Annotated in this window: 24 protein-coding genes and 1 riboswitch; of the genes, 14 read left to right on the top strand and 10 right to left on the bottom strand. The window is 72.3% G+C overall.

Going from position 1 to position 25,067, the window contains the following annotated elements; translation table 11 throughout:
• The first annotated feature begins 220 nt into the window (after window positions 1-220).
• Window positions 221-1,603: an L-serine ammonia-lyase gene (locus ACZ4M3_RS08185; protein WP_467730764.1), complete on the top strand. Its 1,383-nt coding sequence runs from the start codon at window positions 221-223 to the stop codon at window positions 1,601-1,603.
• Window positions 1,604-1,691: 88 nt separating this feature from the next.
• Here ACZ4M3_RS08185 and ACZ4M3_RS08180 read toward each other — a convergent pair whose 3' ends face one another.
• Complete coding sequence (locus tag ACZ4M3_RS08180; RefSeq protein WP_467730763.1) at window positions 1,692-2,369, bottom strand: hypothetical protein; 678 nt, start codon at window positions 2,367-2,369, stop codon at window positions 1,692-1,694.
• A gap of 124 nt (window positions 2,370-2,493) precedes the next feature.
• On the opposite strand from ACZ4M3_RS08180, the gene ACZ4M3_RS08175 reads away from it, so the two are divergent.
• On the top strand, window positions 2,494-2,985 hold the full coding sequence (locus ACZ4M3_RS08175) for an AMIN-like domain-containing (lipo)protein (RefSeq protein WP_467730762.1): 492 nt from the start codon (window positions 2,494-2,496) through the stop codon (window positions 2,983-2,985).
• A gap of 10 nt (window positions 2,986-2,995) precedes the next feature.
• Here the strand turns inward: ACZ4M3_RS08175 and ACZ4M3_RS08170 are convergent, their stop codons facing one another.
• The gene (locus ACZ4M3_RS08170) at window positions 2,996-3,727 is read right to left on the bottom strand and encodes a flavodoxin family protein (RefSeq protein ID WP_467730761.1); all 732 of its coding nucleotides are present in this window, start codon (window positions 3,725-3,727) and stop codon (window positions 2,996-2,998) included.
• A gap of 82 nt (window positions 3,728-3,809) precedes the next feature.
• Window positions 3,810-4,034, top strand: a riboswitch (cobalamin riboswitch).
• A gap of 29 nt (window positions 4,035-4,063) precedes the next feature.
• On the opposite strand from ACZ4M3_RS08170, the gene ACZ4M3_RS08165 reads away from it, so the two are divergent.
• The 5 genes from ACZ4M3_RS08165 (at window position 4,064) to ACZ4M3_RS08145 (ending at window position 7,324) form a co-directional block, all read left to right on the top strand.
• Complete coding sequence (locus ACZ4M3_RS08165) at window positions 4,064-4,768, top strand: energy-coupling factor ABC transporter permease (protein WP_467730760.1); 705 nt, start codon at window positions 4,064-4,066, stop codon at window positions 4,766-4,768.
• A complete protein-coding gene (locus tag ACZ4M3_RS08160; protein WP_467730759.1) occupies window positions 4,765-5,118 on the top strand; it encodes an energy-coupling factor ABC transporter substrate-binding protein in 354 nt (117 codons plus the stop codon). Before ACZ4M3_RS08165 ends, ACZ4M3_RS08160 begins: the two co-directional genes overlap by 4 nt.
• Before the next feature lie 3 nt (window positions 5,119-5,121).
• On the top strand, window positions 5,122-5,871 hold the full coding sequence (cbiQ, locus tag ACZ4M3_RS08155; protein WP_467730758.1) for a cobalt ECF transporter T component CbiQ: 750 nt from the start codon (window positions 5,122-5,124) through the stop codon (window positions 5,869-5,871).
• A complete protein-coding gene (locus ACZ4M3_RS08150) occupies window positions 5,868-6,701 on the top strand; it encodes an ATP-binding cassette domain-containing protein (RefSeq protein ID WP_467730757.1) in 834 nt (277 codons plus the stop codon). Before cbiQ ends, ACZ4M3_RS08150 begins: the two co-directional genes overlap by 4 nt.
• Window positions 6,702-6,775: 74 nt before the next feature.
• Window positions 6,776-7,324, top strand: a complete 549-nt coding sequence (locus ACZ4M3_RS08145; RefSeq protein WP_467730756.1) for a PadR family transcriptional regulator — start codon at window positions 6,776-6,778, stop codon at window positions 7,322-7,324.
• Between the two features lie 21 nt (window positions 7,325-7,345).
• On the opposite strand, the gene ACZ4M3_RS08140 is transcribed toward ACZ4M3_RS08145, so the two are convergent.
• Entirely contained in the window at window positions 7,346-7,558 is a 213-nt protein-coding gene (locus ACZ4M3_RS08140) for an EF-hand domain-containing protein (RefSeq protein ID WP_190183507.1), read from the bottom strand.
• 251 nt (window positions 7,559-7,809) lie between these two features.
• On the opposite strand from ACZ4M3_RS08140, the gene ACZ4M3_RS08135 reads away from it, so the two are divergent.
• Both ACZ4M3_RS08135 and ACZ4M3_RS08130 read left to right on the top strand, forming a co-directional pair.
• Window positions 7,810-8,613 (top strand): tRNA-dependent cyclodipeptide synthase, encoded by an 804-nt coding sequence (locus ACZ4M3_RS08135; protein ID WP_467730755.1) that lies wholly within the window; start codon window positions 7,810-7,812, stop codon window positions 8,611-8,613.
• On the top strand, window positions 8,594-9,847 hold the full coding sequence (locus tag ACZ4M3_RS08130) for a cytochrome P450 (RefSeq protein ID WP_467730754.1): 1,254 nt from the start codon (window positions 8,594-8,596) through the stop codon (window positions 9,845-9,847). Before ACZ4M3_RS08135 ends, ACZ4M3_RS08130 begins: the two co-directional genes overlap by 20 nt.
• 83 nt (window positions 9,848-9,930) lie before the next feature.
• Here the strand turns inward: ACZ4M3_RS08130 and ACZ4M3_RS08125 are convergent, their stop codons facing one another.
• From ACZ4M3_RS08125 to ACZ4M3_RS08100, 6 genes are all read right to left on the bottom strand, one after another.
• A complete protein-coding gene (locus tag ACZ4M3_RS08125) occupies window positions 9,931-11,118 on the bottom strand; it encodes a YncE family protein (RefSeq protein ID WP_467730753.1) in 1,188 nt (395 codons plus the stop codon).
• Window positions 11,115-11,894 (bottom strand): polysaccharide deacetylase family protein, encoded by a 780-nt coding sequence (locus ACZ4M3_RS08120; RefSeq protein WP_467730752.1) that lies wholly within the window; start codon window positions 11,892-11,894, stop codon window positions 11,115-11,117. Before ACZ4M3_RS08120 ends, ACZ4M3_RS08125 begins: the two co-directional genes overlap by 4 nt.
• Window positions 11,895-12,267: 373 nt before the next feature.
• Window positions 12,268-12,771 (bottom strand): ATP-binding protein, encoded by a 504-nt coding sequence (locus ACZ4M3_RS08115; protein WP_467730751.1) that lies wholly within the window; start codon window positions 12,769-12,771, stop codon window positions 12,268-12,270.
• Window positions 12,772-13,052: 281 nt separating this feature from the next.
• Window positions 13,053-13,820: an enoyl-CoA hydratase/isomerase family protein gene (locus ACZ4M3_RS08110; protein WP_467730750.1), complete on the bottom strand. Its 768-nt coding sequence runs from the start codon at window positions 13,818-13,820 to the stop codon at window positions 13,053-13,055.
• 85 nt (window positions 13,821-13,905) lie between these two features.
• Complete coding sequence (locus tag ACZ4M3_RS08105; RefSeq protein ID WP_467730749.1) at window positions 13,906-15,132, bottom strand: L,D-transpeptidase; 1,227 nt, start codon at window positions 15,130-15,132, stop codon at window positions 13,906-13,908.
• Between the two features lie 143 nt (window positions 15,133-15,275).
• Window positions 15,276-16,496 (bottom strand): L,D-transpeptidase, encoded by a 1,221-nt coding sequence (locus ACZ4M3_RS08100; protein WP_467730840.1) that lies wholly within the window; start codon window positions 16,494-16,496, stop codon window positions 15,276-15,278.
• A 180-nt stretch (window positions 16,497-16,676) separates the two neighbouring features.
• Here ACZ4M3_RS08100 and glgX point away from each other — a divergent pair, with 180 nt between their 5' ends.
• Both glgX and ACZ4M3_RS08090 read left to right on the top strand, forming a co-directional pair.
• Window positions 16,677-19,076 carry a glycogen debranching protein GlgX gene (gene glgX, locus ACZ4M3_RS08095; protein ID WP_467730748.1) on the top strand — a complete coding sequence of 800 codons (2,400 nt, stop codon included), beginning with the start codon at window positions 16,677-16,679 and terminating at the stop codon, window positions 19,074-19,076.
• Window positions 19,077-19,204: 128 nt separating this feature from the next.
• The gene (locus tag ACZ4M3_RS08090; protein ID WP_467730747.1) at window positions 19,205-19,942 is read left to right on the top strand and encodes a CDP-alcohol phosphatidyltransferase family protein; all 738 of its coding nucleotides are present in this window, start codon (window positions 19,205-19,207) and stop codon (window positions 19,940-19,942) included.
• Here the strand turns inward: ACZ4M3_RS08090 and ACZ4M3_RS08085 are convergent.
• A complete protein-coding gene (locus ACZ4M3_RS08085) occupies window positions 19,923-20,405 on the bottom strand; it encodes an FAD synthase family protein (protein WP_467730746.1) in 483 nt (160 codons plus the stop codon). The two genes, ACZ4M3_RS08090 and ACZ4M3_RS08085, sit on opposite strands and share 20 nt — an antisense overlap.
• A 172-nt stretch (window positions 20,406-20,577) precedes the next feature.
• Between ACZ4M3_RS08085 and ACZ4M3_RS08080 the strand changes: the two genes are divergently transcribed.
• The 3 genes from ACZ4M3_RS08080 to ACZ4M3_RS08070 are packed head-to-tail and all read left to right on the top strand — an operon-like array spanning window position 20,578 to window position 24,775.
• Window positions 20,578-21,783, top strand: coding sequence for a glycosyltransferase (locus ACZ4M3_RS08080; protein WP_467730839.1), 1,206 nt, complete (start codon window positions 20,578-20,580; stop codon window positions 21,781-21,783).
• Window positions 21,780-23,543 carry a lipopolysaccharide biosynthesis protein gene (locus tag ACZ4M3_RS08075; RefSeq protein ID WP_467730745.1) on the top strand — a complete coding sequence of 588 codons (1,764 nt, stop codon included), beginning with the start codon at window positions 21,780-21,782 and terminating at the stop codon, window positions 23,541-23,543. The genes ACZ4M3_RS08080 and ACZ4M3_RS08075 overlap by 4 nt, the downstream gene beginning before the upstream one ends.
• Window positions 23,540-24,775 (top strand): MATE family efflux transporter, encoded by a 1,236-nt coding sequence (locus ACZ4M3_RS08070; protein ID WP_467730744.1) that lies wholly within the window; start codon window positions 23,540-23,542, stop codon window positions 24,773-24,775. The genes ACZ4M3_RS08075 and ACZ4M3_RS08070 overlap by 4 nt, the downstream gene beginning before the upstream one ends.
• Window positions 24,776-25,067 lie beyond the last annotated feature (292 nt).

The following is a 25,067-nucleotide window of genomic DNA, read 5'->3' as shown; positions in this document are numbered from 1 at the left end:
GCACGCCTGATCGCTCCGCGCGGTGCGGACCCGGATGTGAGCCGACGCACACCCCGGCTTCCCCTTGTGGCCCTTCCGGGCAGGGGGGTCGTTCACCTCGTCGCGTTAAGCTCGGCTGTCGGACAAAATCCGAACAAACCTCCCTGATCACCTCCGGCTGATCAACCCGCTCTCCTGTGCCCCTCTCCCACCCACGAGCAGACAAGGGAGTCTCGCCACCGTGGCCATCTCCGTCTTCGACCTCTTCTCCATCGGCATCGGTCCCTCCTCCTCCCACACGGTCGGCCCGATGCGGGCGGCGCGCATGTTCGTGACCCGCCTGAAGAAGGACGGCGTCCTCGCCCAGACGGCTTCCGTCCGCGCGGAGCTCTTCGGCTCGCTCGGCGCCACCGGCCACGGCCACGGCACCCCCAAGGCGGTCCTGCTCGGCCTGGAGGGCCACTCGCCCCGCACGGTCGACGTGGAGAACGCCGACGCCGAGGTCGAGCGCATCCGCCGGAGCGGCCGGCTGCGCCTGATGGGCGCCGAGATAGGCGAGGCCCACGAGATCGCCTTCGACGAGCCGAGCCAGCTCATCCTGCACCGCCGCCGGTCGCTGCCCTACCACGCGAACGGCATGACGCTGTTCGCGTACGACGCCGCCGGCGCCCCGCTGCTGGAGAAGACGTACTACTCGGTCGGCGGCGGTTTCGTCGTGGACGAGGACGCGGTCGGCGAGGACCGGATCAAGCTCGACGACACGGTCTTGAAGTACCCGTTCCGCAGCGGCGACGAGATGCTGCGCCTCACCCGCGAGACGGGCCTGTCGATCTCCGCGCTGATGCTGGAGAACGAGAAGGCCTGGCGCACCGAGGAGGAGATCCGCGCGGGCCTCCTGGAGATCTGGCGCGTGATGCAGGCCTGCGTGGCGCGCGGCATGTCCCGCGAGGGCATCCTCCCGGGCGGCCTGCGCGTCAAGCGCCGCGCGGCGACCACCGCCCGCAAGCTGCGCTCCGAGGGCGACCCGCAGGCGCTCTCGATGGAGTGGATCACGCTCTACGCGATGGCCGTGAACGAGGAGAACGCGGCGGGCGGCCGGGTGGTCACGGCCCCGACGAACGGCGCGGCGGGAATCATCCCGGCGGTACTGCACTACTACATGAACTTCGTGCCGGGCGCCGACGAGGACGGCGTGGTGCGGTTCCTCCTCGCGGCGAGCGCGATCGGCATGCTGTTCAAGGAGAACGCCTCGATCTCCGGCGCCGAGGTCGGCTGCCAGGGCGAGGTCGGCTCGGCCTGTTCGATGGCGGCCGGCGCCCTCGCCGAGGTCCTGGGCGGCTCCCCGGAGCAGGTCGAGAACGCCGCCGAGATCGGCATGGAACACAACCTCGGCCTCACCTGTGACCCGGTCGGCGGCCTGGTCCAGATCCCCTGCATCGAGCGCAACGGCATGGCGGCGGTCAAGGCCGTCACCGCGGCCCGGATGGCGATGCGCGGCGACGGCTCGCACAAGGTCTCCCTGGACAAGGTCATCAAGACCATGAAGGAGACCGGCGCCGACATGAAGGTCAAGTACAAGGAGACCGCCCGCGGCGGCCTCGCGGTCAACGTCATCGAGTGCTGAGCCGGCTCCGGCGCCGCTGACGGCAGCCGGAGGGAGCAGGCGGGAGGGCCGGCCGCGCGTGCGCGGCCGGCCCTCCCGCCTGCTCGCGCTACTTCCTGCGGATGGCGGTCAGGCAGCCCTTGGCGAAGTCGTTCACCGAGTCGTCCAGCGCCTTGAGGCTCTCCGGCGTGGGGGCCTGGCGCGCCTCGCCGGTGACCGTGACCTCCAGCATGAGGTTGCTGTCCCGCACCCGCAGCTGGCGGACCTGGTGCGGGTCGTCCGGCTTGGTGTAGAGGAGGCGGTACGCCTCCTTGCCCACGCCCTTGACGTCGGTCGCGGCGCCGCCCCCCGAGTCCTTGCCCGCGTCGTCCCGCACCTTGCCGAAGACCGCCTTCGCCTCGTCGACGCCCGGCACGTAGGCGAAGTCGAGCTCTACCTTGGCGCCCCGGTAGGCCGCCGGGCCGGTGTCGACGAGCTGCTGGACGCACTTCGCCCCCGGGTAGCCCCCGGTGGTCCTGCGCGTGCGGTCGGCCACGTCCTCGCGGGCCCCGAGCGGGTCGGCCAGCTTGCCGTACGGCAGCGCGTTGCATATCTCGTCGGTGGCGACCCACGGGTAGCCGCCCTTGCCCTCCTGGGAGACCTCCTGGTCGCCGCCGCCCCCGCACGCGGTGGCCGCGAGGACGAGGGCCGCGGCGACCACGGCACGAGGCCGGAGGCGGTGCCGGCGGGTGTGACGGGTGTGACGGCTGAGACGGCGCATCCGGTGCTCCCCTGTCGCACGGTCCATGTCCACGCCGTCACCCTGCCAGGAACGGCGCCGCGGCACCGGGGATCCGTGCAACCGCGGTGGCGCTCCGGGTGTCCTCAGGAGTGTCAGCCCTGTCCCCGTCTCTCAGAATCGGGGGGACGTCATGCATCGCGTACGTCGCCGCCAGATCACCGCGCTGCTCGCCGGCGCCCTGCTCACCGCCGGGGTCGCGCTCGCCGCGCCGGCCTCCGCCGCCACCACCACGCTGGTCACCAACGCCCGCTGGGGCGGGCACTGCACCTACGACCGGCTCGTCATCGACCTCCAGGGAGCCGCCCCGCCGGTCACCGTCACGCCCGTCTCCCAGCTGGTCTACGACGGGTCGGGCAAGCCCGTCCCGCTGCCGGGGAAGTACTTCCTGGAGATCAGGCTGCACCCCGCCGCCGGGCACGACGACACCGGCAAGAACGTCTACGTGGGGCCCAAGCTCCAGCAGATCGCCCTCAGCAAGCTCAAGGGCATGGCCCTGACCGGCGACTTCGAGGGGTACGTCACCTTCGGCGCCGCCTTCGACACCCCGCCCGCCTACAACACCGGCGTGCTGCACGCCCCGGAGCGGTTCGTCCTGGACTTCCCGCACCCGGCCACCTGCTGACCGCCCCGCGCTACCGGTGCTCGGGGTTCGGGAAGTCGAAGCGGCACCCGGCGTCCCACTCCGAGCGCTGGTTGCCGTGCGCCGGAATGCCGCCCGCCCGTTTCAGGAGGGCGGCCAGGTGCATGAGGTTCCAGCTCATGAAGGTCGTGTTCCGGTTGGTGAAGTCGTTCTCGGGGCCGCCCGAGCCGGGGTCCAGGTACGAGGGACCCGGCCCGGCCTCGCCGATCCACCCGGCGTCGGCCTGCGGCGGGATCGCGTACCCGAGGTGCTGGAGGCTGTAGAGGACGTTCATGGCGCAGTGCTTGACGCCGTCCTCGTTGCCGGTGATGAGCGCCCCGCCGACCCGGCCGTAATAGGCGTACTGGCCCCGCTCGTTCAGCAGCGAGGAGCAGGCGTAGAGCCGCTCGATGACCTGCTTCATCACGGAGCTGTTGTCCCCGAGCCAGATCGGGCCGCACAGCACCAGGATGTCGGCGTCCATGATCCGGCTGTACAGGACGGGCCACTCGTCGCTCTCCCAGCCGTGCTCGGTCATGTCGGGCCAGACACCGGTGGCGATGTCGTGGTCGACGGCGCGGACGAGCGCGGTCCGGGCCCCGGCGGCCTCCATCACCGCGCGGCTCCGGGAGATCAGGCCCTCGGTGTTGCTGGTCTCGGGGGACCGTTTGAGCGTGCAGTTCACGTAGAGGGCGCTCAGGTCGCCGTAGTGGGGGGTCTGCGCGGAACGGGAGTCGTCGGCCACCCCGCCACCCTGCGTCCCGGCGGACGCGGCCGCCAGCGGGCGCGCCCGGAAGGGCCGGGTTGTGACCCGTCCGGGCGGCCGACTAGGGTCATGGGGCCTTGGTGTTCGGGAAACCGGTGGAAAACCGGTGCGGCCCTCGCCACTGTGATCGGGAAGTCCGGCTCCATTCTCCCCCAGACTCCGTCCGGGAGGTGCCCCCACCGCGGGACGCCACTGGGCCCGCGCGGGAGACCGCTCGGCCCGGGAAGGCGGAGCCAGGGCATCAGTACCCGTGAGCCAGGAGACCGGCCGGGGCGCGTTGTCCATCCACGAGGTGCTGGAGAGGTCTCCCCACTCATGCATATCGCCGAGGGCTTCCTGCCCCCGTTGCACGCGGCCGCCTGGGGCGTCGCGGCCGCCCCCTTCGTCGTCCACGGTGTCCGCGCCCTGACCCGGGAGGTGAAGGCCAACCCGGAGAGCACGCTGCTGCTCGGTGCGTCGGGGGCGTTCACCTTCGTCCTGTCGGCGCTCAAGATACCTTCGGTCACCGGCAGTTGTTCCCACCCCACCGGAACGGGGCTCGGCGCGATCCTGTTCCGGCCGCCGGTGATGACGGTGCTCGGGACCATCACCCTGCTGTTCCAGGCCCTGCTGCTGGCCCACGGCGGGCTGACCACGCTCGGCGCGAACGCCTTCTCGATGGCGATCGCCGGGCCGTGGGCGGGCTACGGCGTCTACCGGCTGCTCAAGCGGTTCGGCGTACCGCTGATGGTGACCGTCTTCTTCGGCGCGTTCTTCGCCGACCTCGTCACCTACTGCGTGACCAGTGTGCAGCTGGCCCTGGCCTTTCCCGACCCGGCGAGCGGCTTCCTCGGCGCGCTCGCCAAGTTCGGCGGGATCTTCGCGGTCACGCAGATCCCGCTGGCCGTCAGCGAGGGGCTGCTGACCGTACTCGTCATGCGGCTGCTGATGCAGTCCAGCAAGTCGGACCTGGTCCGGCTGGGTGTCGCCGGGCTGACGGCCCGCACCACCCGCACCGAGCAGGAGGCGGCGGCCCGATGAGCGGCGCGAGCAAGAACACGAAGATCAACGCGCTGCTGCTGCTCCTGGTGGCCGCGCTCGCCGTGCTGCCGGTCGCGCTGGGCATGGGCGAGGGCAAGGAAGAGCCGTTCGCCGGGGCCGACAACCAGGCCGAGTCGGCGATCACCGAGATCCGGCCGGACTACAAGCCGTGGTTCTCGCCGCTGTACGAACCCCCGTCCGCGGAGATCGAGTCGGCGCTGTTCGCCCTCCAGGCGGCCCTCGGTGCGGGCGTGCTCGCCTACTACTTCGGCCTGCGCAAGGGCCGCCGCCAGGGCCTCGCCCAGGCGCGCGGCCCACAGGATCCGCCGGCGCCCCCGACGGAGTCCTAGCCGGTGCTGCCCATCGACGTGGCGGCGCACGGCAGCCGCTGGCGCCACCGCCACCCGCTGGAGAAGGCGCTGCTGGGGCTCGGGCTCACCGTCACCGCCGTCGGCCTGCCGCCCTGGCCCGGCGGGCCGCTGGTCGCGGCGGCGACGCTGGCCGTGCTGCTCGGTCCGGCCGGGGTGGCCGGACGGCAGCTGTGGCGGGCCTTCCGGATCCCGCTGGGCTTCTGCTTCACCGGGGCGCTGCCGCTGCTGTTCGCGGTCGGCGGCCCGGCGGGGCCGGTCTCCCTGGCCCCGGACGGCCCCCGGCACGCGGCGGAGCTGCTGCTGCGCACGTCGGCGGCTTCGCTCGGGGTGCTGCTGTTCGCCTTCACCACCCCGGTGTCGGACGTACTGCCCCGGCTGGTGCGGGCGGGCGTCCCGGCCCCGGTGGTGGACGTGGCCCTGGTCATGTACCGGATCGGGTTCCTGCTGCTCGACTCGGTGGCCCAGGTGCACCGGGCGCAGGCGGCCCGGCTCGGGCACACCGGCCGGGCGGCGCTGTGGCGTTCGCTGGCCGGGCTCGCCGCGACCTCGTTCGTACGGGCCTTCGACCGCGCGGCGCGGCTCCAGGAGGGGCTGGCCGGGCGCGGCTACGACGGGGCGCTGCGGGTGCTGGTGCCCGGGGCGGCGCTGTCGTGGCGGTTCCTGGCGGCGTCGGCGGCCCTGCTGGGCGCGCTGGTTGCCGTCACTCTCACCTTGAAGGGGCTGTACCTGTGAACCCGTTGGTGGAACTGGTGGGCGCGGGCTACGCGTACGAGGACGGGCCGGCGGTGCTGTCCGGCGCGGACTTCGCGATCGCGGAGGGCCGGGCGCTGGTCCTGCTGGGCCGCAACGGCAGCGGCAAGACCACGCTGATGCGGCTGCTGAGCGGGAGCCTTCGGCCGGGTCCGGGCGAACTGCGGCTGGACGGCGCGCCGGTGACCTACGACCGGGCGGGGCTGACCCGGCTGCGCGGCTGCGTGCAGCTGGTCGTCCAGGACCCGGACGACCAGCTGTTCGCGGCGTCGGTCGAACAGGACGTGTCCTTCGGCCCGATGAACATGGGCCTGGGCCCGGCCGAGGTACGCGCCCGGGTCGACTCGGCGCTCACCGCGCTGGATATCACCGCCCTGCGGGACCGGCCGACGCACCTGCTCTCGTACGGGCAGCGCAAGCGGGCGGCGATCGCGGGCGCGGTGGCGATGGCGCCGCGGGTGCTGATCCTGGACGAGCCGACGGCCGGACTGGATCCGGACGGGCAGGAGCGGCTGCTGGACGTGCTGGCGGGCCTGCGCGCGAACGGTACGACGGTGGTGATGGCCACGCACGACGTGGACCTCGCGGTGCGCTGGGCCGACGACGCGGCCGTCCTCACCCCGGCGGGCATCCGCGTCGGCCCGGCGGCGGCCCTGCTGGCGGACCCGGAGCTGCTGGCGTCGGCGGGGCTGCGCCAGGCGTGGTCCCCGGCGGTGGCGGCCTTCCTGCGGGCGCGGGACCTGCTGGCGGGGGACGCGCCGGGCCCAAGGACCCCGGAGGCGCTGGCCGCCTGGGCCCAGGCGCCGTCCTGACCCGGCCCGGCCCGCCCCGGCCTGACCTGGCTCGGCACCGTCGGCGGCCGGCGCCGCGAACCTAGGATGAGCTCATGTCGCTCCCGCACGCCATCCTCACCGCCCTGCTCGAAAAGCCCTCGTCGGGGCTGGAGCTGACCCGGCGGTTCGACAAGTCGATCGGGTACTTCTGGTCCGCGACGCACCAGCAGATCTACCGCGAGCTCGGGCGGCTGGAAGAGGCCGGGCTGATCCGGGCGCTGCCCAGCGAGGTGCCCGTACGCGGCCAGAAGAAGGAGTACGAGGTGCTGCCCGCCGGCAGCGCGGAGCTGGCGCGGTGGGTCGGCGGGAGCCAGGACCCGAAGGCGATCCGGGATCCCCTGCTGCTGCGGATGCGGGCGGCCGGCGTCGTCGGCCCGCAGGGGCTGGCCGGGGAGCTGCGGCGGCATCTGGAACTGCACCGGGGGCAGCTGGCGGAGTACGAGGCCATCGAGGCGAAGGACTTCCCGCCGGGGCGGGACTCCGACGAGGACCGGCTGCGCCGGCTCGTGCTGCGCGGCGGGATCGGCCTGGAGACGTTCTGGCTGCGCTGGCTGGAGGAGGCGCTGGCCGAGGTCGAGGACATGACGGGGCCGCCCGCGTGACGCGGCCCCGCCCGGCGTGCGCTACTTGTTCAGGGCGTTCCAGAACTCGTCGAAGCTCAGCAGGCCGTCGCCGTTCGCGTCCTTGGCGGCGATGACGGCGTCCGCGACGGCGCCGGTGACGTACGCGTCACCCATGGCCTTCATGGCCGCGCTGTACTCGTCGGCCGTGACGAAGCCGTCGCCGTCCGCGTCGAACTTGCCGAACGTCGCCCGCGCGCTCTCGATGTCCGCCACTGGGTCCACCCCTTCTCGGTGCTTGTTGACGGCTCAGGGTAGCGCCCCCGGCGGGCCCGGCCGACGCCGGGTCCCGTTCGGCCGGCAGATATAAATTCAATTCCTCCTCCGGCAGCCGGAAGTGATAATTCCAGCCAACAGATCCGGCCCCCACTTGTCACGCTCCGGGATCACGGCATAACGTACCGGCATTGCCGCCACACCAGGAGCGCAGGGCTCCCAGGGACAAGCGGCATAAAGGGCGATCACAGGTGACGATCACAGCTGACGCATCATTCGAAGTTCTGCCCTTCACCCGCACCTGCCGCCATATCTGGGAAGACGGCGACCATGTGCTCATCGGAGTGAGTCCCGGCAACAGCTACTTCAGCTCCGAGCGCATCAGCAGTCTTGCCCGATGGGCGACGACCCGCTTCGCGCAGGTCGACTTCGTCTACGCGGACCGCCACGTGGACCGGATGTTCGCCGCCTTCGGCTACACCCGGGAACACGCGGAGAAGCGCGCCGCGAAGGAGATCAAGGCAGTGCGGCGAAGGATTCTCAAAGGTGTCGAGGAGTCCGGATCCACGCACGCCGAGATACGAGTGAGGGCACTTTCGGAGTTCGAGTCGAACCCCGTGTACCAACTACTGCACCGGCGGGTTCTGCATTTCCTGGAAACCGATGACGAGTTCCGTAAGGGCTGCGAGGAAATGGCCCTACACTTTGTCGGCTCAAAGTTGCCGGAAGGTGAATCCATCACCGACGGCCAGTTGCAGGTCTGTTTCGACTACATGGCGGCGGAGCTGCCGTTCTTCGTGGACACCCCGAGCATTCTCGACGTGCCGTCCTCGGTGGCGGCCTATCACGTCAAGATGCCGATGACGGATGTCCTCTTCGCGCGCGGTGGGGGCCTGCGCGCGACCCGCAACCAGGCGTACGCCGTCGTACGTCCGGAGGCCGCGGAGGCCGCCCCGCACCCGGCGGCCGAGAACGACGCGAGCACCGAGCGCCACGCGAGAGCCGCGCACCACGCACCGACCGAAGGGACCGCCGATGAGCGCCGAGCAGCTTGAGGGCCGGGAGAGCCGGCCGGGCGTCGGGAACGGTGAGGCCCTCCTCGACTTCCCGCTGTCGCGGCGCGGTGACGTGCTCCCCGAGGAGTGCACCTGGCTGCGGGAGAAGGCGCCGGTCGCCAAGGTCCGCACCCTGACCGGGGACCCGGCCTGGCTGGTGAGCAGTTACGCGCTGGCCAAGCAGGTGCTGGAGGACGAGCGGTTCAGCCTGAAGGACACCGCGAACCCCGGTGTCCCGCGCCAGTACGCGCTGACGATCCCGCCCGAGGTCGTCAACAACATGGGCAACATCAACAGCGCCGGACTGCGCAACGCGGTGATGAAGGCGCTCAACCCGCGCCAGCCGGGCCTGCGGGACCGGCTGCGCGCCAAGGCGGGCGAGCTGATCGACCGGATCGTGGCAGAGGGCGGTCCGGCGGACCTCCGGGCGGGGTTCGCCGACCCCTTCTCGGCGGCGCTGCACTGTCAGGTGCTGGGCGTTCCCTTCGAGGACCACCGCCGGCTGATGTCCGGGCTGGACGTCGCGTTCATGACCGCACGCGAGCCGTTCGCCGACTCGGCACTGAACTGGTACAAGGACGTCGGCTACTTCGTCGGGCAGCTGAACGTCCAGCTGGCGCTGCCGGCCGAGGAGCGTACGGGGCTCCTCGGCACCTTCGCCGGCCTGAAGGAGGCCGACCCGGAGTCGGCGCACCTGACCGACGAGATGTTCGCGACGGTCGCCGTCTCGCTGTTCGGGGCGGGGGCGGTGTCCACGTCCGCGTTCCTGGTGCTCGCGGTCCTCGCGCTGCTCCAGCGTCCGGAACTGATCGGGTACCTGCGCGCGCACCCGGACCGGATGGGCGCGGCGGTGGACGAGCTGCTGCGCTGGAACCTGTCCGTCGGGGACGGCCTGCCGCGCATCGCCCTGGCCGACGTGCAGGTGGGGGACGTACTGGTGAAGGAGGGCGAGCTGGTCCTCGTCCTGCTGGAGGGGGCCAACTTCGACCCGGAGGCCTTCGAGGACCCGCAGGAGCTGAACCTGGAGCGGCAGAGCACCAACGCCCATCTGGCCTTCGGCGCCGGGCGGCACTTCTGCCCGGCGTCCGCGCTGGGCCGGGTGCACGCGGAGATCGCCCTGGAGGTGCTGGTGGAGCGGCTGCCGGAGCTGCGGCTCGCGGTGCCGGCCGAGAACCTCGTCTGGCGTACGGGCTTCATCAAGCGGCTGCCCGAACGGCTTCCGGTCGCCTGGTGACGCCTGCGGCGTAGGCGGACGGGAACCGGCGGTGTCCCGGGAGCTGTGCGAGCTCCCGGGACACCGCCGCGCCGTCGCCGCCCCTACCGGAAGATGCCGGTGTGGCCGAGCGAGTAGCGGCCGGGCTGGGGGTAGACGGCGAGGCCGTGGGGGCCGGAGCCGACCGGGATCTTGGCCAGTTCCTCGCCGGTGGCCGTGTCGATCGCGTACACCTCCGAGTTGTAGCGGCCCGAGAGCCACAGCACCTTGCCGTCGGCGGAGACGCCGCCCATGTCGGGGCTGCCGCCGTCCGGGAGCTCCCACTTCTTGGTGAGCTTGTTCGCCTTGAAGTCGAAGACGGAGATGCTGCCCTCGCCCCGGTTGGAGATGTACATCTCCTTGGAGTCGCGGCTGACGTACAGACCGTGGCAGCCCTTTCCGGTGGGGAGCAGCTTCGGCGTGCCGAACTTGTCGCCGCTGAGCACCCACATGCCGTGCGCCATCATGTCGGCGACGTAGAAGGTCTTGCCGTCGGGCGAGACCTTGACGTCCTGCGGCATGGCGCCTTCGAAGGGCAGCTTCTGCTGGCCGACGATCTCCATCTTCTCGGTGTCGACCTTGAGCAGTTCGCCGGAGAACTCGCAGCTCACGATGAAGTAGCGGCCGTCGAGGGAGAAGTCCGCGTGGTTGACGCCGTAACAGGTCACCGGGACGGTCTTCACCCGGTTCATGGTGTGCGGGTCGCGGAAGACCAGCTCGCGGTCCATCGAGGCCATCACGACCGCGTACTTGCCGTTGGGGGTGAAGTACAGGTTGTACGGGTCGTGCACCTCGACGGGGTCACCCGCCTCCCCGGTGGCCGGGTTGATGGGGGTGAGCGTGTGGCCGCGGTTGTTGTTGACCCACAGGGTCTTCATGTCCCAGGACGGCACCACGTGCTGGGGCTGGATGCCGACCGGGATGGTGTCGATGACCTTGTAGGTCTTCGGGTCGATCACGGACACGGTGTTGGAGCCGGTGTTCGGTACGTAGACGCGGGACGGGAAGTTCTTGACGACCGGGGACAGCTGGTTCGGCCGGTCGGCCGCGTAGACGTCGTGGGGGTCGAGTACCGGTGGCATTCCGGCCAGTCCGGGCGGCGCCGCGGGCTCCGCTTTGGCCGGCCGGGCGGGCCCCTTGGAGCCGAGCGCCTCGGTCGCGCCCTTTCCCCCGGCTCCGCACCCGGCCAGGGCCGCGAGAACCAGTCCGGCAAGCAGCACGGTGGCCTTCCGGGGAAGGCGATTCGTCGTCATGGGGTCAGCAGCTCCGTGGTGGTCACCGCGCGCAGTTGGCGACGCGCGAGTTCTTCGAGGAGGGGCGGCATCGCGTCGACCGTGTCCGCGTAGCCGAAGTGCAGGCTCACCACCGATCCGGCGTGGATCGTCCCGGTGACGTTGCGGATGACGGCCGCGGCGCCGGGCGAGGTGAAGTCGAGGGAGTCCACGTCGTACGAGAGGACGTGCGGGTAGCCGGCCCGCTGGGCGAGCTTCTGGACGAGCGGGGTCGCGTACTGGGTCTGCGAGGGGCGGAACCAGGTGCCGATCGAGCCGGTGAGGCGCTTGAGGCGTTGGGCGCAGCCGGTGATCTCCGCGTAGGCCTCGTCCTCCGGCATGGAGTTGATCGCGAGGTGGCGCTGGGTGTGGTTGCCGAGCTCGTGGCCGCCGTCGAGGACGCGGCGGGCCATGTCGGGGTGCTCGTCGAGCCAGGTGCCGATCGCGAGTACGGTGACGCGCGCGCCCGCCCGCTCCGCCTCGGCGAGGACGGCGCGCCCGGTCGCGGGGTCGCCGTTGCCGTGGAAGGTGAGGGCGACGCGCGGGCGGTCGCGGGAGCCGTGGCCGATCTCGACGGGCTGGCCGGCGAACCGGCGCGGGCCCGGGGCGGCCGCCGCAGGGGCGGGTCCGGCCGGGGTCGGGGCGGCGGGGGCGGGCGCCCGGGGCGCCACCTTGGTTCCACAGGCGGCGGTGAGGGCACCGGCGGCGACCGCGGCACCGGCGAGGAGGGCGGATCGACGGTCCGGGTAGCAGGGCACCTGCCCATTTAAGGTCCGGATGTCCCGGTAACGGCTGATTGACCCAGTTCGGCGCCCGCCCGAAGCGGGCCCCGCCAGCGGGTTAGTCCGCTATGTGATCAACGATTTACACAGAGCGGTCGATACTTATTCATTGATTACGAGGCGAGTGGGCCACCTCACCTAGGATTTAACTGTGAACTCTTAGGTTATACACACTTATGTCCGAGTTTGGGGTTTTGGCATTTGGTCGCTCGTCTGCCATAGTCGGAATCACGGCTTCCCTTTGACCCGAGCGAAGTCCTCGCCGAGGATCACACCCCCTTCGATCCTCGGCGCACCCATGAAACCCCCGCGGCGCCCCACCACACGGCGACAGGGGGTTTCTGGCGTTTCAGCGGTCGGCCACCCGCATCTCGAACCAGGTGATCTTGCCGCGCGGCAGCAGGTCGGCGCCCCAGCGGTCGGACAGCTTGTCCACGAGGAAGAGGCCCCGGCCCGTGGTGTCCAGCTCGTGGACCGGCATCAGACAGGGCAGCCCGCGCGAGGGATCGCGCACCTCGGCCCGGATCCATCCGCGACGGCGCACCAGCCGCAGGCCGAACGACCGCGCACCGGTGTGCCGCACTGCGTTGCCGACGAGTTCCGAGACCAGCAGGACGGTGTGCTCGGCGGTCTGCGCCGACAGGCCCCACAGCCGGATCACCACGGACTGGGTCAGCCGGCGCGCCGTGCCGGCGGATTCGGGCATGGACGGCAGGGTGACCTCCGCCTCGGCGGGGTTCCCGTACAACTCCAGGGCCCTGAGACCCTGTTCCTCCTCAAGAGCCGCCGCGATCCGTACCGCCGAAGCGCTGCCGCGCTGCCGCGGCTGCTCCACACCCTCCAGGCCCGCCATGCACCCATCATGGACGGCCGCACCGCCGCTCCGGGCCGTTCCGCGGGAAAACACCCCCCGGGGTCCGTCGATTCCCAGGGGGTGATCCGGCATATGCGCAGGGCAATCAGGGGGCCGCGCCACCGGTCTGACCTGGTGTGACGCGATGCGCACCGGTGATCACGGTGAGTGGATCACCATGCGGGCTTAAGGCTGCCTTAAGGCCTGGCTAATCCACCCCGAGGAAGGAACCGGGGGACGAACCGGACGGCGACCCGGCCCGGGCGGCGAACGGACCGGGCCTAGAGGAACTTGGCCTTGCCCGGGCCCTCCTCGACGAAGCTGCGCATGCCGCGCTCGCGGTCCTCGGTGGCGAACAGCCCGGCGAACCAGTTGCGTTCGATGGTCAGTCCGGTGTCGATGTCCGCCTCCAGCCCGGCGTCCACGCATTCCTTGGCGGCGCGCAGCGCGAGGGCCGGGCCCTGTGCGAGCTTCGCCGCCCAGGCGTGCGCCTGCCCGTACACCTCGGCGGCCGGGACCACCCGGTCCACCAGGCCGAGCGCGAGCGCCTCGTCCGCCTTGACCATGCGGCCGGTGAAGATCAGGTCCTTGGCCTTGGAAGGGCCGATCAGCCGGGACAGCCGCTGGGTGCCGCCGGCGCCCGGGATCAGGCCGAGCAGGATCTCCGGCTGGCCGAGCTTGGCGTTGTCCGCGGCGATCCGGTAGTCGGCGCACAGTGCGAGCTCGCAACCGCCGCCCAGGGCGTAGCCGGTGACGGCCGCGACGACCGGCTTGGGGATCCGCGCGACGGCGGTGAAGGCGTCCTGGAGCCCGCGGGAGCGGGCCACCATGGCCGCGTGGTCCATCGTCTGCATCTCCTTGATGTCCGCGCCGGCCGCGAACACCTTCTCGCCGCCGTAGAGGATCACCGCGCGGACGTCGGCGCGGTCGGTGGCCTCCACCGCGAGCTCGCGCAGCCGGTCCTGGGTGGCGATGTCCAGGGCGTTCATGGGCGGCCGGTCCAGGCGGAGGGTGCCGACGCCTTCGGAGACTTCGAGAGAGAGGGTCATGGGGGAAGGTTAGCGGCGGTTAACGCGGAGTGGCCCGGTGCTGTGGGTCACAGCACCGGGCCACCGGATCAGGCGCGGGAGGGGGTTACTTGATCCACTCCGACCAGTCCATGTTCCAGCCGTTGAGGCCGTTGTCCGGGGCGATCTGCTTGTCCTTGGAGTTCTTCACCACGACCACGTCGCCGATCAGGGACTCGTTGAAGAACCAGGCGGCGGGCTGGTCGTCGTCGCCCGCGCCGCGCGCGTCCTTGAGGCCGACGCAGCCGTGGCTGACGTTCTCCGAGCCGAACGTGCTGCTGGAGGCCCAGTAGTTGCCGTGCACGAAGGTGCCGGAGTTCGACAGGCGCATGGCGTGCGGGACGTCGGAGATGTCGTACTCGCCGCCGAAGCCGACGGTCGCGCCGTTCATCCGGGTCACCTTGTACTTCTCGCTGATGACCATCTGGCCGTTGTACGTGGTGGTCGACGGGGCGCCCGCGGTGATCGGCAGGTTCTTGAGCACCTGGCCGTCGCGGACGACCTCCATCGTGTGCGCGCTCGCGTCGACGGTGGAGACCTGGGAACGGCCGATGGTGAAGTGGACGGTCCGGGTCTGCTTGCCGTAGACGCCCGGGCGGCCTTCGACCCCGTCGAGGGCGATCTTCACCGTGACCTTGGTGCCCGCGGCCCAGTACTTCTCGGGGCGGAAGTCGAGCCGGTCGTTGCCGAACCAGTGGCCCTCCACCGGCACGTTCGGCTCCGCCGTGACGGTGATGGCCTTCTCGACGGCCTCGGTGTTGGTGATGCCCCGGGTGAAGTTGATCGACACGGGCATGCCCACGCCGACGGTCTCGCCGTCCTCGGGGGTGTAGTGGCCGACGAAGGTGTTCGTCGGCGTGAGGGTGGTGAAGGTGGTGTCCTTCGCGGACTCGCGGCCGGCCTCGTCCTTGGCGACCACGTGCACCTTGTACTCGGTGGCCGCGGCGAGATTGCGCGACGGCTCCCAGCTGGCCCCGTCGGCGCCCATCTTGCCGTCCACCGCGTTGCCCTTGGTGTCGGCGACCGTCACCGTGGTGAGCTTGCCGCCGGTGCTGGATATCTTCAGGACGCCGTTCGTGGCGACTTCCTTCGCACCGTCGTCCGGCTTGACGTTGACCACGGCCTTGGACGCCTCGGTGCCGGTCTTGCCGCCACCCTTGCCGCCGGCGTCGCCCCCGGCGCCGCCCCCGTTGTCTGCGCCGCCGCTGCAGGCGCTGGTGAAGAGCAGCGCCGCTCCCAGCAGAAGGGCCGGCAGGCCGGTGCGGACGCGGCCGCGGATCGGCTGCAGGTTCACTCTTGTTCTCCCCATGTCCCCCGCGCGGACAGTCGCGCGCTTCCCGCCAGGAAATCACATGGGGAGATCACGTGAAGGCACGGTCTTGTCACCGTTCCGTCCCAACTGGTGTGCGAACCGGGCCCCGGGCCGGGGCCCGGCCGTCAGCCGGTCGCGGAGCCGACGACCCAGTCGGCCCAGGAGAGGTTCCAGCCGCCCAGGCCGTTGTCCCCCGCGACCGTCTTGTCCTGGGAGTTGACCACCTCGACCACGTCGCCGACGAGCGAGCGGTCGAAGAACCAGCCGGCCGGGGTGTCCGAGCCGCCGCCCTTGTCGTCGCGCAGGCCGACACAGCCGTGGCTGGTGTTGAGGGAGCCGAAGGTGTCGGGGCTGGCCCAGTAGTTGCCGTGCAGGAAGGTGCCCGAGGTGGTGAGCCGCATGGCGTGCGGGACGTCGGGGATGTCGTACTCGCCGCCGAAACCGACGGTCTGGCCGTTCATGCGGGTGACGTCGAACATCTCCATCACCACCATCTTGCCGTTGTACGTGGTGTTCTTGGGCGCCCCGGCGGTGATGGGCAGGGTGGACAGCAACCGGCCCTCGCGGCGGACCTCCATGGTGTGCGCGGCGGCGTCCACGGTGGAGATCTGCGAGCGGCCGACCCTGAAGGTGACCGTCTTGTCCTGGATGCCGTACACGCCGGGCGAGCCCTCGACGTCGCGGAGGTCCATCCGGATCGTGACCTCGGTCCCGGGCTTCCAGTACTCCTTGGGCCGGAAGTCGAGCCGGTCGTCGCCGAACCAGTGGCCGACGGCCTTGACGGGGGGAACGGAGCTGACGTTGATGGCCCGTTCCACGGCGGCGCGCTGCTTGATGGAGCGGTTGAACCGGAAGGAGACGATCATCCCGGTGCCCACGGTCGAGCGGTTCTCGGGCCGGAAGTAGCCGATGAACCGCTCCTCGGGCACGTAGGTGGTGAAAGTGGTGTGCCGGGCCTGCCGGCGGTCGTGCCCGTCGAGGGCGACCGCGTCGACGGTGTACTTGGCCGCGAGGGCGAGCCGGCCGGCCGCCGGGTCGGGCCTCCAGCTGAGCCCGTCGGCGGCGATCGCGCCCGGGACCCGCTCCTCCTGGGCGTCCTCGACCTTCGTGACCACCACCCGCTCCAGCCGCCCCTCGGCGACCTTGACCGTCAAGGGGCCGTCGGCGGGCACCCCCTTGGCGTTGTCCTCGGGGGTGATCCGGATGGCCTCGTCCGGCGACCGGGGTTTGCCGGGCAGCTGGATCTCGACCGGTGAGCGGCCGTCCCCGGTGCAGCCGCTCAGGCCGCCCAGCAGGGCCGCCCATACCGCGACGGCCGCCAAGCCCGCCCCTGCCCGCCTCGTCAGAAGAGTCACGCCGTGTCCAACGACCGGGCCCCTCGGAGGGAAACGTGGCCGCGGCCGACGTTCCGGGCGGGGCAGTGCGGGCAGAACAGTGGGAAGGACCAGACGGGGGCGGGCCCGGGCCGGGACGCCGGGGCCGCACTCCCCTGCCCCCGCAGGTACCGAGAGCCGTGGAGGCGGGCAGTGTCGAGCGCAGCCGAGGAAGAGGCGGTGGAAACCGTCGCCGGAGAGGTACGGGTCAACGGGAGCGCGCCCGCGCCGCCCGTCGACGGACAGCCGGACGGGCAGCCGCGGGGCGGCCCGGCCGGCCGGGCCGACGGCCAGGTCGACGGCCACGTCAACGGCCACGTCAACGGCCATGCCAACGGGCAGCTCAACGGCCTGGCCAAAGCCCGGACCGTACGGGTGCCGGCGCCCCCTGGACCGCCGGTGTGGCCCGGGTCCTCGCACCCGCTGGGCGCCCGCTACCGGCCGGGCCCGGACGGGGTCGCCGGCACCAACTTCGCCCTGTGGGCGCCGGGCGCGGAGACGGTGGAGCTCTGCCTGTTCGACGGGCGCGGCGCCGAGACCCGCTGCGCCCTGACGGAGCTCACCCACGAGATCTGGCACGGCTTCGTCCCGGGCGTGCGGCCGGGGCAGCGGTACGGGTTCCGGGTGCACGGCCGCTGGGACCCCTGGACGGGGGCCAGGCACAACCCGGCGAAGCTGCTCCTGGACCCGTACGCCCGGGCCGTGGACGCACGGCCGGGCAACGACTACGGCGCGCTGCCGCCCGAGGTGTACGGCCACGTGCGGGACTGGCCGCAGCAGTACATCGCGGACACCGTGCGCGACGACCGGGACTCGGCCCCGTACGTGCCCAAGGGCGTCGTGGTGCACGATGACGACGACTGGGCGGACGACGTCCGGCCGAAGACCCCCTGGGCCGATTCGGTGATCTACGAGCTGCACGTGCGCGGGTTCACCATGCGCCACCCGGGTGTGCCCGAGGGGCTGCGCGGGACCTACGCGGGGCTCGCCCACCCCGCGGCGGTCGAGCACCTGACCCGGCTGGGGGTGACGGCGGTGGAGCTGCTGCCGGTGCACCAGTTCGCGCACGAGGACCACCTGCTGCGCCGCGGGATGCGCAACTACTGGGGGTACAACTCGATCGGCTACTTCGCCCCGCACGCCGGGTATTCGTCGAGCGGCACGGCCGGTCAGCAGGTCGGCGAGTTCAAGCGGATGGTGCGGGCGCTGCACGCGGCGGGGATCGAGGTGATCCTCGACGTGGTCTACAACCACACGGCGGAAGCGGGCGAGCTGGGGCCGACGCTGTCGCTGCGCGGGATCGACAACCGCGGCTACTACCGGCTCCAGAGCGACCAGCGCCGGTACGCGGACTACACGGGCTGCGGGAACACCCTGCACGCGGGGCGGCCGAACGTACTGCGTCTGATCACCGATTCGCTGCGGTACTGGGTGACGGAGATGGGGGTCGACGGCTTCCGCTTCGACCTGGCGGCGGCCCTGGCCCGCTCCATGCACGACGTGGACATGCTCTCGCCGTTCCTGGCGGTGATCGCCCAGGACCCGGTGCTGCGGCGGGTCAAGCTGATCGCCGAGCCGTGGGACGTGGGCTCGGGCGGCTACCAGGTGGGCGCGTTCCCGCCGCTGTGGACGGAGTGGAACGACCGCTACCGGGACGCCGTCCGGGACTTCTGGCGGGGCGCGCTGCCCGACGTACGCGATCTGGGGTACCGGTTGTCGGGTTCGAGCGACCTCTACGCGTGGGGCGGGCGGCGCCCGTACGCCTCGGTGAACTTCGTGACCGCGCACGACGGCTTCACCCTGCGGGACCTGGTGTCGTACGAGCGCAAGCACAACGAGCCGAACGGGGAGGACGGCCGGGACGGCACCAACGACAACCGGTCGTGGAACTGCGGGGCGGAGGGCGAGACGGACGACCCCCGGATCGGGGCGCTGCGCCGGCGGCAGCTGCGCAACCTGCTCACCACGCTGCTGCTGTCGACCGGGGTGCCGATGCTGGTGGCGGGCGACGAGTTCGGCCGGACGCAGGGCGGCAACAACAACGCGTACTGCCAGGACAACGGGACGAGCTGGCTGGACTGGTCGCTCCGGGAGGACCCGGCCTGGCGGGAGCTGTTCGCGCTGACCACCCGTCTGACGGCGCTGCGCCGGGAGCACCCGGTGCTGCGCAGGCGGGCGTTCTTCTCCGGGCGGGCCCAGGACGCGGACGGCCTGCGCGACCTGGCCTGGTTCACCCCGGCGGGGACGGAGATGACCGAGCGGGACTGGTACGCGCCCGCCGCCGCGCTGGGCCTGTACCTGTCGGGGCGGGACATCCCGGGGCGGGACGAGCGGGGGCGGCAGGTCGTCGACGACAGCTTCCTGGCGTTGCTGCACGCCGGGGACCGGCCGGTGGAGTGGATGCTGCCGGGGCCGCCCTGGGCGGCGGCGTACGAGCTCGTGCTCGACACCTCGCGGGAGGACCAGTCGGCGGCGCCCGGTACCCGGCACCGGGGTGGCGAGCCCCTGACGGTCCCGGCGCGGGCGGTGCTGCTGCTGCGGGTGGCGGGCTGAACGCGCCTACCGCTGGTTCAGGACGTATGGGCGCATCCGGAGCCGAAAGCCGTGGACGCCCTGCGATGATGTGCCCTTCGTACGTACACACGTCGTACACACATCCGTTGCGAAGGGGGCTTGCGTCGATGCCGAGAGTCGGGACCGCGCTGCGGGAGCTGCGCGGGGCGCAGAAGTCGGCTAAGGGGGTGTCGTTCTACTCTCGGTTCGTCAACCGGCCCGCCGGGCGGTACCTGGCCGCCGGTTCGTATGCGCTCGGGCTCAGCCCGAACCAGGTGACGCTGATCAGCGCGGTCTTCAGCTTCGCCGCCGCGGCGGCGGTCGCGCTGGCCGCGCCTTCGTGGGAACTGGGGGTCGCGGTGTGGGCGGCGCTCGCGGCCGGCTTCGCCTTCGACTCGGCGGACGGACAGCTCGCCCGGCTGCGCGGGGGCGGCAGCGCCGCGGGCGAGTGGCTCGACCACGTCGTGGACTGCGCCAAGCTGACCGCGCTGCACACCTGTGTGCTGATCGCCTTCTACCGGTTCCCCGACGCGTACGGCACCGGCGGGGGCGGGACGGCGTCCGGCGGCTGGCTGCTGGTGCCGCTGGGCTTCCAGTTCGCCGCCGTCGTCACCTTCTTCGGCGGCCTGCTCACCGAGAAGCTCAAGCCCGGGCCGGCGCCGGGGAGCCCGGCCGCCACCCCGTCGACGCTGCGGGCGGTGGCGCTGCTGCCCGTGGACTACGGGGTGTTCTGCCTGGTGTTCCTGCTGCTCGGCGGCGGCGGGCTGTTCCGCTGGGCGTACGCCGGTCTGGGCGCGGTCGCGGTGCTGTTCCTGCTCGCGTTCCTCGCGAAGTGGTTCCGGGAACTCAGCGCAGTTCCGCGGTGAGCGGCTCCGGCAGCGGCTGCGCCAGCGCGTCGAGCGCCCGGCGCAGCTGGGTGCTGGAGGTGTGGACCGTGTAGGGGAAGTAGACGACGTCGACGCCGTGCGCGGCGAAGTCCTGCTCCAGCCGGTCGCCCTTGGGGGTGCCGCGCCAGTCGTCGCCCTTGAAGATGACGTCGAAGCGGACCTGCTTCCAGGTCTCCACCTTGTCGGGAACCGTCTCGACGAAGGCCGCGTCGACGTACTTGACGCTGCGGACGATTTCCAGTCGTTCGACGAGCGGGATCATCGGCCTCCGGCCCTTGGCGAGTTCGGCCATCTCGTCGGAGACCACCCCCGCCACCAGGTAGTCGCACTGACTGCGGGCGTGCCGGAGGATGTTGAGGTGTCCGATGTGGAACAGGTCGTAGGCGCCCGGTGCGTAGCCGACCCGGTACGGCCTGCGCGCGGGCACACCAAGGTCGGACATGTCCTGCTCCGTCATCTCTTACCCCCCAGAAGCCACACCCCCCGGTGTGGCGGATTAGCAGACAATAGCGTGCACGTTCCGCACCACGCGGGTGAACGAATAGGGTGACGTGCGCATCATCCAGGGGGGAAGGGGACGCCCAGTGTCCAGATCCGGTCACCGGCGACTGCTGCTGGTATCCACCAACTACGCTCCCGAGCACGCGGGGATCGGGCCGTACGCCACCCAGATCGCGGAGCACTGGGCGGATCTCGGCCACGAGACGCACGTATTGGCGGGCATGCCGCACTATCCGTCCTGGTCGTTGGAGCCGGAATACCGGGGGGCGCTCCGGCGCACGGAACGGCGCGCGGGGGTCACCGTGCACCGGCGTGCGCACACCGTGCCGCCGCGCCAGACCGCCGTGCGACGGGCCCTGTTCGAAGGATCGATCCTGCTGCACGGCGCCGTGGCCCCGCCCCGGATGCCGAAGCCGGACGCGATCCTCGCCCAGATGCCCAGCCTGGCCGGCGGGGTGCTCGCCGCCCGGCTCGCCGCCAAGTGGCAGGTCCCCTACGTCCCGGTCGTCCAGGACCTGATGGGCGCCGCCGCCGCGCAGAGCGGGATCAGCGGCGGCGACAAGGCGGCCGCGCTGGCCGGGCGGGCCGAGGCCTACGCGCTGCGGCGCGCCACCCTGGTCGGTGTCATCCACGAGACCTTCGTGGACCGGGTCGTCGGGATGGGCGTGCCCGAGGAGAAGATCCGGCTGGTGCCCAACTGGTCGCACGTGGCCGTGCCGACCAAGCCGCGCGGCGAGACCCGCCGCCACCTCGGCTGGGCGCCGGGCCAGACGGTGGTCCTGCACTCCGGGAACATGGGTCTCAAGCAGGGACTGGAAGTCCTGGTCGGCGCCGCCCGGCTCGACCCGGAGGTCCGCTTCGTCCTGATGGGGGACGGCAGCCAGCGCGCGGCCCTCGCCGGCCTCGCGGCGGACGTACCGAACCTCGACATCATCCCCCCTGCCGCCGACGGCGAGTTCCCCGATATCCTCGCGGCGGCGGACGTGCTCGCGGTCACCCAGCACGCGGCGGTGCTCGACATGAGCGTGCCCTCAAAGCTGACCTCGTACTTCCAGGCCGGCCGGCCCGTCGTCGCGTCCGTCGCGGCACAGGGCGGGACCGCCCAGGAGGTGGAACGTTCCGGCGCGGGGGTGCTCGTACCGCCGGAGGACCCGCACGCCCTGCTCAAGGCCGTACGGGCGCTGGCCGAGGACCCGGCGGCCGCGGACGCCCTCGGCGCCGCCGGGCCCGTCCACGTGGCGGCCCACCTGAGCCGCGAAGCGGGACTGGCCCGCATCGACGCACTGATGGACGAAGCACTTGGGGGATCCCGGCCGTGATCGAGACGAACCGGCCGGCAGCGGCCCCCGCCGAGGACGAACCGGACCTCCTGAGGGACCAGTTCCGCCAGCTCCTGCGCTACCGCCGGCTCCTCGGCGCGGGGATCGGCATCGGACTGCTGGGCGGCGTCTACCTCGGCGTCTCCACGGCGGACACCTACGTCGCGACCGCCGACATCGTGCTCCGCGCACCCACCGACGACCCCTTCAACCCGAGCCTGGCGCCCGACAAGGCGATCAACATCGGCTCGGAGCGCCAGGTCGCGCTCAGCTCCTCCACCGCCGACGAGGCGGCGAAGAAGCTCGGCGTGCCGGAGTCCGGGGTCACCGCCCTGCGCAGCGGCCTCCAGGTCACCAACCCGCCGCAGACGATGGTGCTCCGCTTCACCTACACCGCGGCCTCCCCCGGGGAGGCCGCGAAGCGCGCCAACGCGATGACCGCGGCGTACCTGCTCAAGCGGCAAGAGGCCCTCGACGTCACCCGCGACAAGATGGTCAAGGGCTACCAGGACCAGCGCGACCCGGTCGCCAAGCAGCTCGACGAGCTCGTCAAGCAGATCAACACCCTGCCCTCGGGCCCGGGGCGCGACGCGGCGTACTCCTCCAAGACCGACCTCCAGAGCAAGGTCAACACCCTCAACAGCAACATCGCCAAGCTCCAGGCGCTCGACATGGCGCCCGGCCGGGTCACCAGCCCCGCGACCCCGCCCGGCGACTCCGACGGGCCGGGCATCCCGATGTCCCTCGCGCTCGGCGCGGCCGTGGGTACGGCGCTCGGCCTGCTCGCCGCCTGGGTCCGGCTCGTCTTCGACCCGGCGCCGCGCTCCGACGGCGATGTGGCGCGGGCCCTGCGCGCACCCGTACTGGGCTCCCTGCCGCGGGACAAGACCGGGGGCGGGCCGCTGCTGGCGGCCGGTGAGGAAGACCCGCGCCTCGCGGAGGAGTTCCGGTCGGTGGCCTTCCGGCTCGCCTACGACTCCCGCTTCGCCGACCGGCGCCGGCTGCTGGTGGTCGCACCGCGCGGCAGCAGCGAGACCGCCGCCGCGGTCGCCGTGAACCTCGCCGCCTCCTTCGCCGAGACCGGCAAGGACGTCCTGCTGATCGAGGCCGACCTGCGCACTCCGGTACTGGCCAGCCAGCTGCCGACCGACGCGGGCGGCCGCCCGCGCTGGAGCCAGATGCCGGGCGGCCCGGGCCCGGGCGGTCAGCCGGGGCAGCAGGGCGACTCCGACTGGCCCGACGGGCGCCAGCTCGTCGTGGACGCCGGGGAGTCGGGCGCCTTCGACCTGATCCCCGGCGAGCCGGTGCGCAACGTCGCCCGCGCGCTGACGTCGCCGCGCGCCACCCGGCTGATCTCCGAGGCCGACTCCCCCAACTCCACCGTCGTGGTGCTCGCCCCGCCGGTCCTCTCGTACGCGGACGCCCTCGCGCTCGTCGACCGGGTCGACGGCGTCCTCGTGGTCTGCGACCCGCGGGCGGTGCACCGCAGCGACCTGTCCCGCATCCGCGAGCTGATCAGCGGCGCCGGCGGGACCGTGCTCGGCGCGGTGCTGCACACGCCGCTGCCCGGCGAGAAGCGCGGCGGCCGCGGCAAGGCGAAGGGCAAGGGCGGCGCCCCGGCCGCTCCGGCGGCCCCGGCTGCGGCCCGCGAGCCGGCGCCGCAGCCGATCCCGTACGAGGTCGCCCAGCAGGAGCAGCACATCCCCGGTGACGGCACCGACACCGTGGCGCTGCGCACGGTCCGCACGGGCCGGCGGTGAGGCGCGGAGGGCTCGCCGCCGTCGCCTCGGTGCTGGACCAGGCGGCTTCCAGCGCCACCAACATCCTGGTGCTGGTGCTGGCCGCCCGGCTGTCGTCGGCGTCGGGTTTCGCCGACTTCTCGATGGTGTACGTGACCTTCACGGTGCTGCTCGGGCTGAACATGGCGTACGTCGGCCAGACGGTGGTGCTGGAGAAGGCCGGGGAACGCCTGGGCGCGGTGTGCCGTTCGGGCCTCGCCTTCACCGCGGCCGCCTCGGCCGTGGCCGGGACGGTGCTGGCCCTGGTGGGCCTGGTGCTGCCGGGGGCCGCGGGGTGGGCGTTCCTCGCGCTGGGGCTCGTACTGCCGCTGGTGCTCGTACAGGACGGGCTGCGGTACTGCTTCTCCGCGCTGCGCGTGCCGGAGCGGGCGCTGGCCGCCGATGCGGCGCGGCTGGTGGGCGTGGTCGCAGCGCTCCTGCTGCAGCCCGAAGGGGCTTCGGCGGGGCGGCTGGTGCTGGTGTGGGGGATCTCGGCGCTGCCGGCGCTGGCGCTCGGGCTGTGGCTGCTGCGGCCGTACGTGCGCGGGGCGCGGGTGGACCTGCGGCCGTACCTGCGGCGCGGGCACCTGGGGCAGCGGTTCGTGGTGGAGTTCGCGGTGGGCAACGGCTCCAGCCAGCTCGCGGTGCTCGGACTCGGGGTGTTCGCGACGCCGCTGGCGGTCGGTGCGCTGCGCGGTGCGACGACGCTGTTCGGGCCGCTGAACGTGCTGTTCAACTCGGCGAACGCGTTCGGGCCGCCGGTGGTGGGGCGGGCGTCGGGCAAGCGGGGGGTGGTCCGGCTGACGCTGCTGATGGGCGGGGTGCTGGCGGCGCTCGGCGCGGGGTGGGGCGCGGTGCTGTACGCGCTGCCCGGGGCGGCGGGGCGTCAGCTGCTGGGCGACACGTGGGGGGCGGCGGCGGCGCTGCTGCCGGCGACGGGGGCGCAGTACGCCGTGATGGGGCTGGGGACGTGTGCGCTGCTGACCCTGCGGGTGCTGGAGCCGAGGGCGACGCTGTCGTTGCAGGTGGTGTTCTCGTTGCTGTCGGTGGCGCTGCTGTTGGGAGGGTACGCGGTGTGGGGGGTGGCGGGCGCCGCGTGGGGCCTGGCGGCGGGCTCGGCGGCGAAGGCGGCGGCGGCCTGGACCCGGGTCTCCCGCCTCCCGGACCCCGCGGTCCCGGGCCCGGCGCCGACGGTGTCCGCGGAACCGGCCTGACCGCCCGGGGCAACCCGTCCCGTCCGCGGAACCGGCCTGACCGCCCGGGGCCGACGGCGTCCGCGGAACCGGCCTGACCGCCCGGCGCAACCCGTCCCGTCCGCGGAACCGGCCTGACCGCCCGGGGCCGACCCGGCTGCGGCGCCGCTGCGCAAGCGCCCCCGGCTCCGCCGGGCCTTGCGGGGCTCCGCCCCGCACCCTCCCCCAGACTCCGTCCGCGGGGACCCCCACGCCTCAACCGCCGGCGGGGCTGGAGTTGCCCACCCCGCCGGCGCAACGGCGCCGCACCGGG

It is taken from the genome of Streptomyces sp. NPDC026522, assembly GCF_055567555.1.
This window is presented reverse-complemented; position numbering and strand designations above follow the sequence as displayed.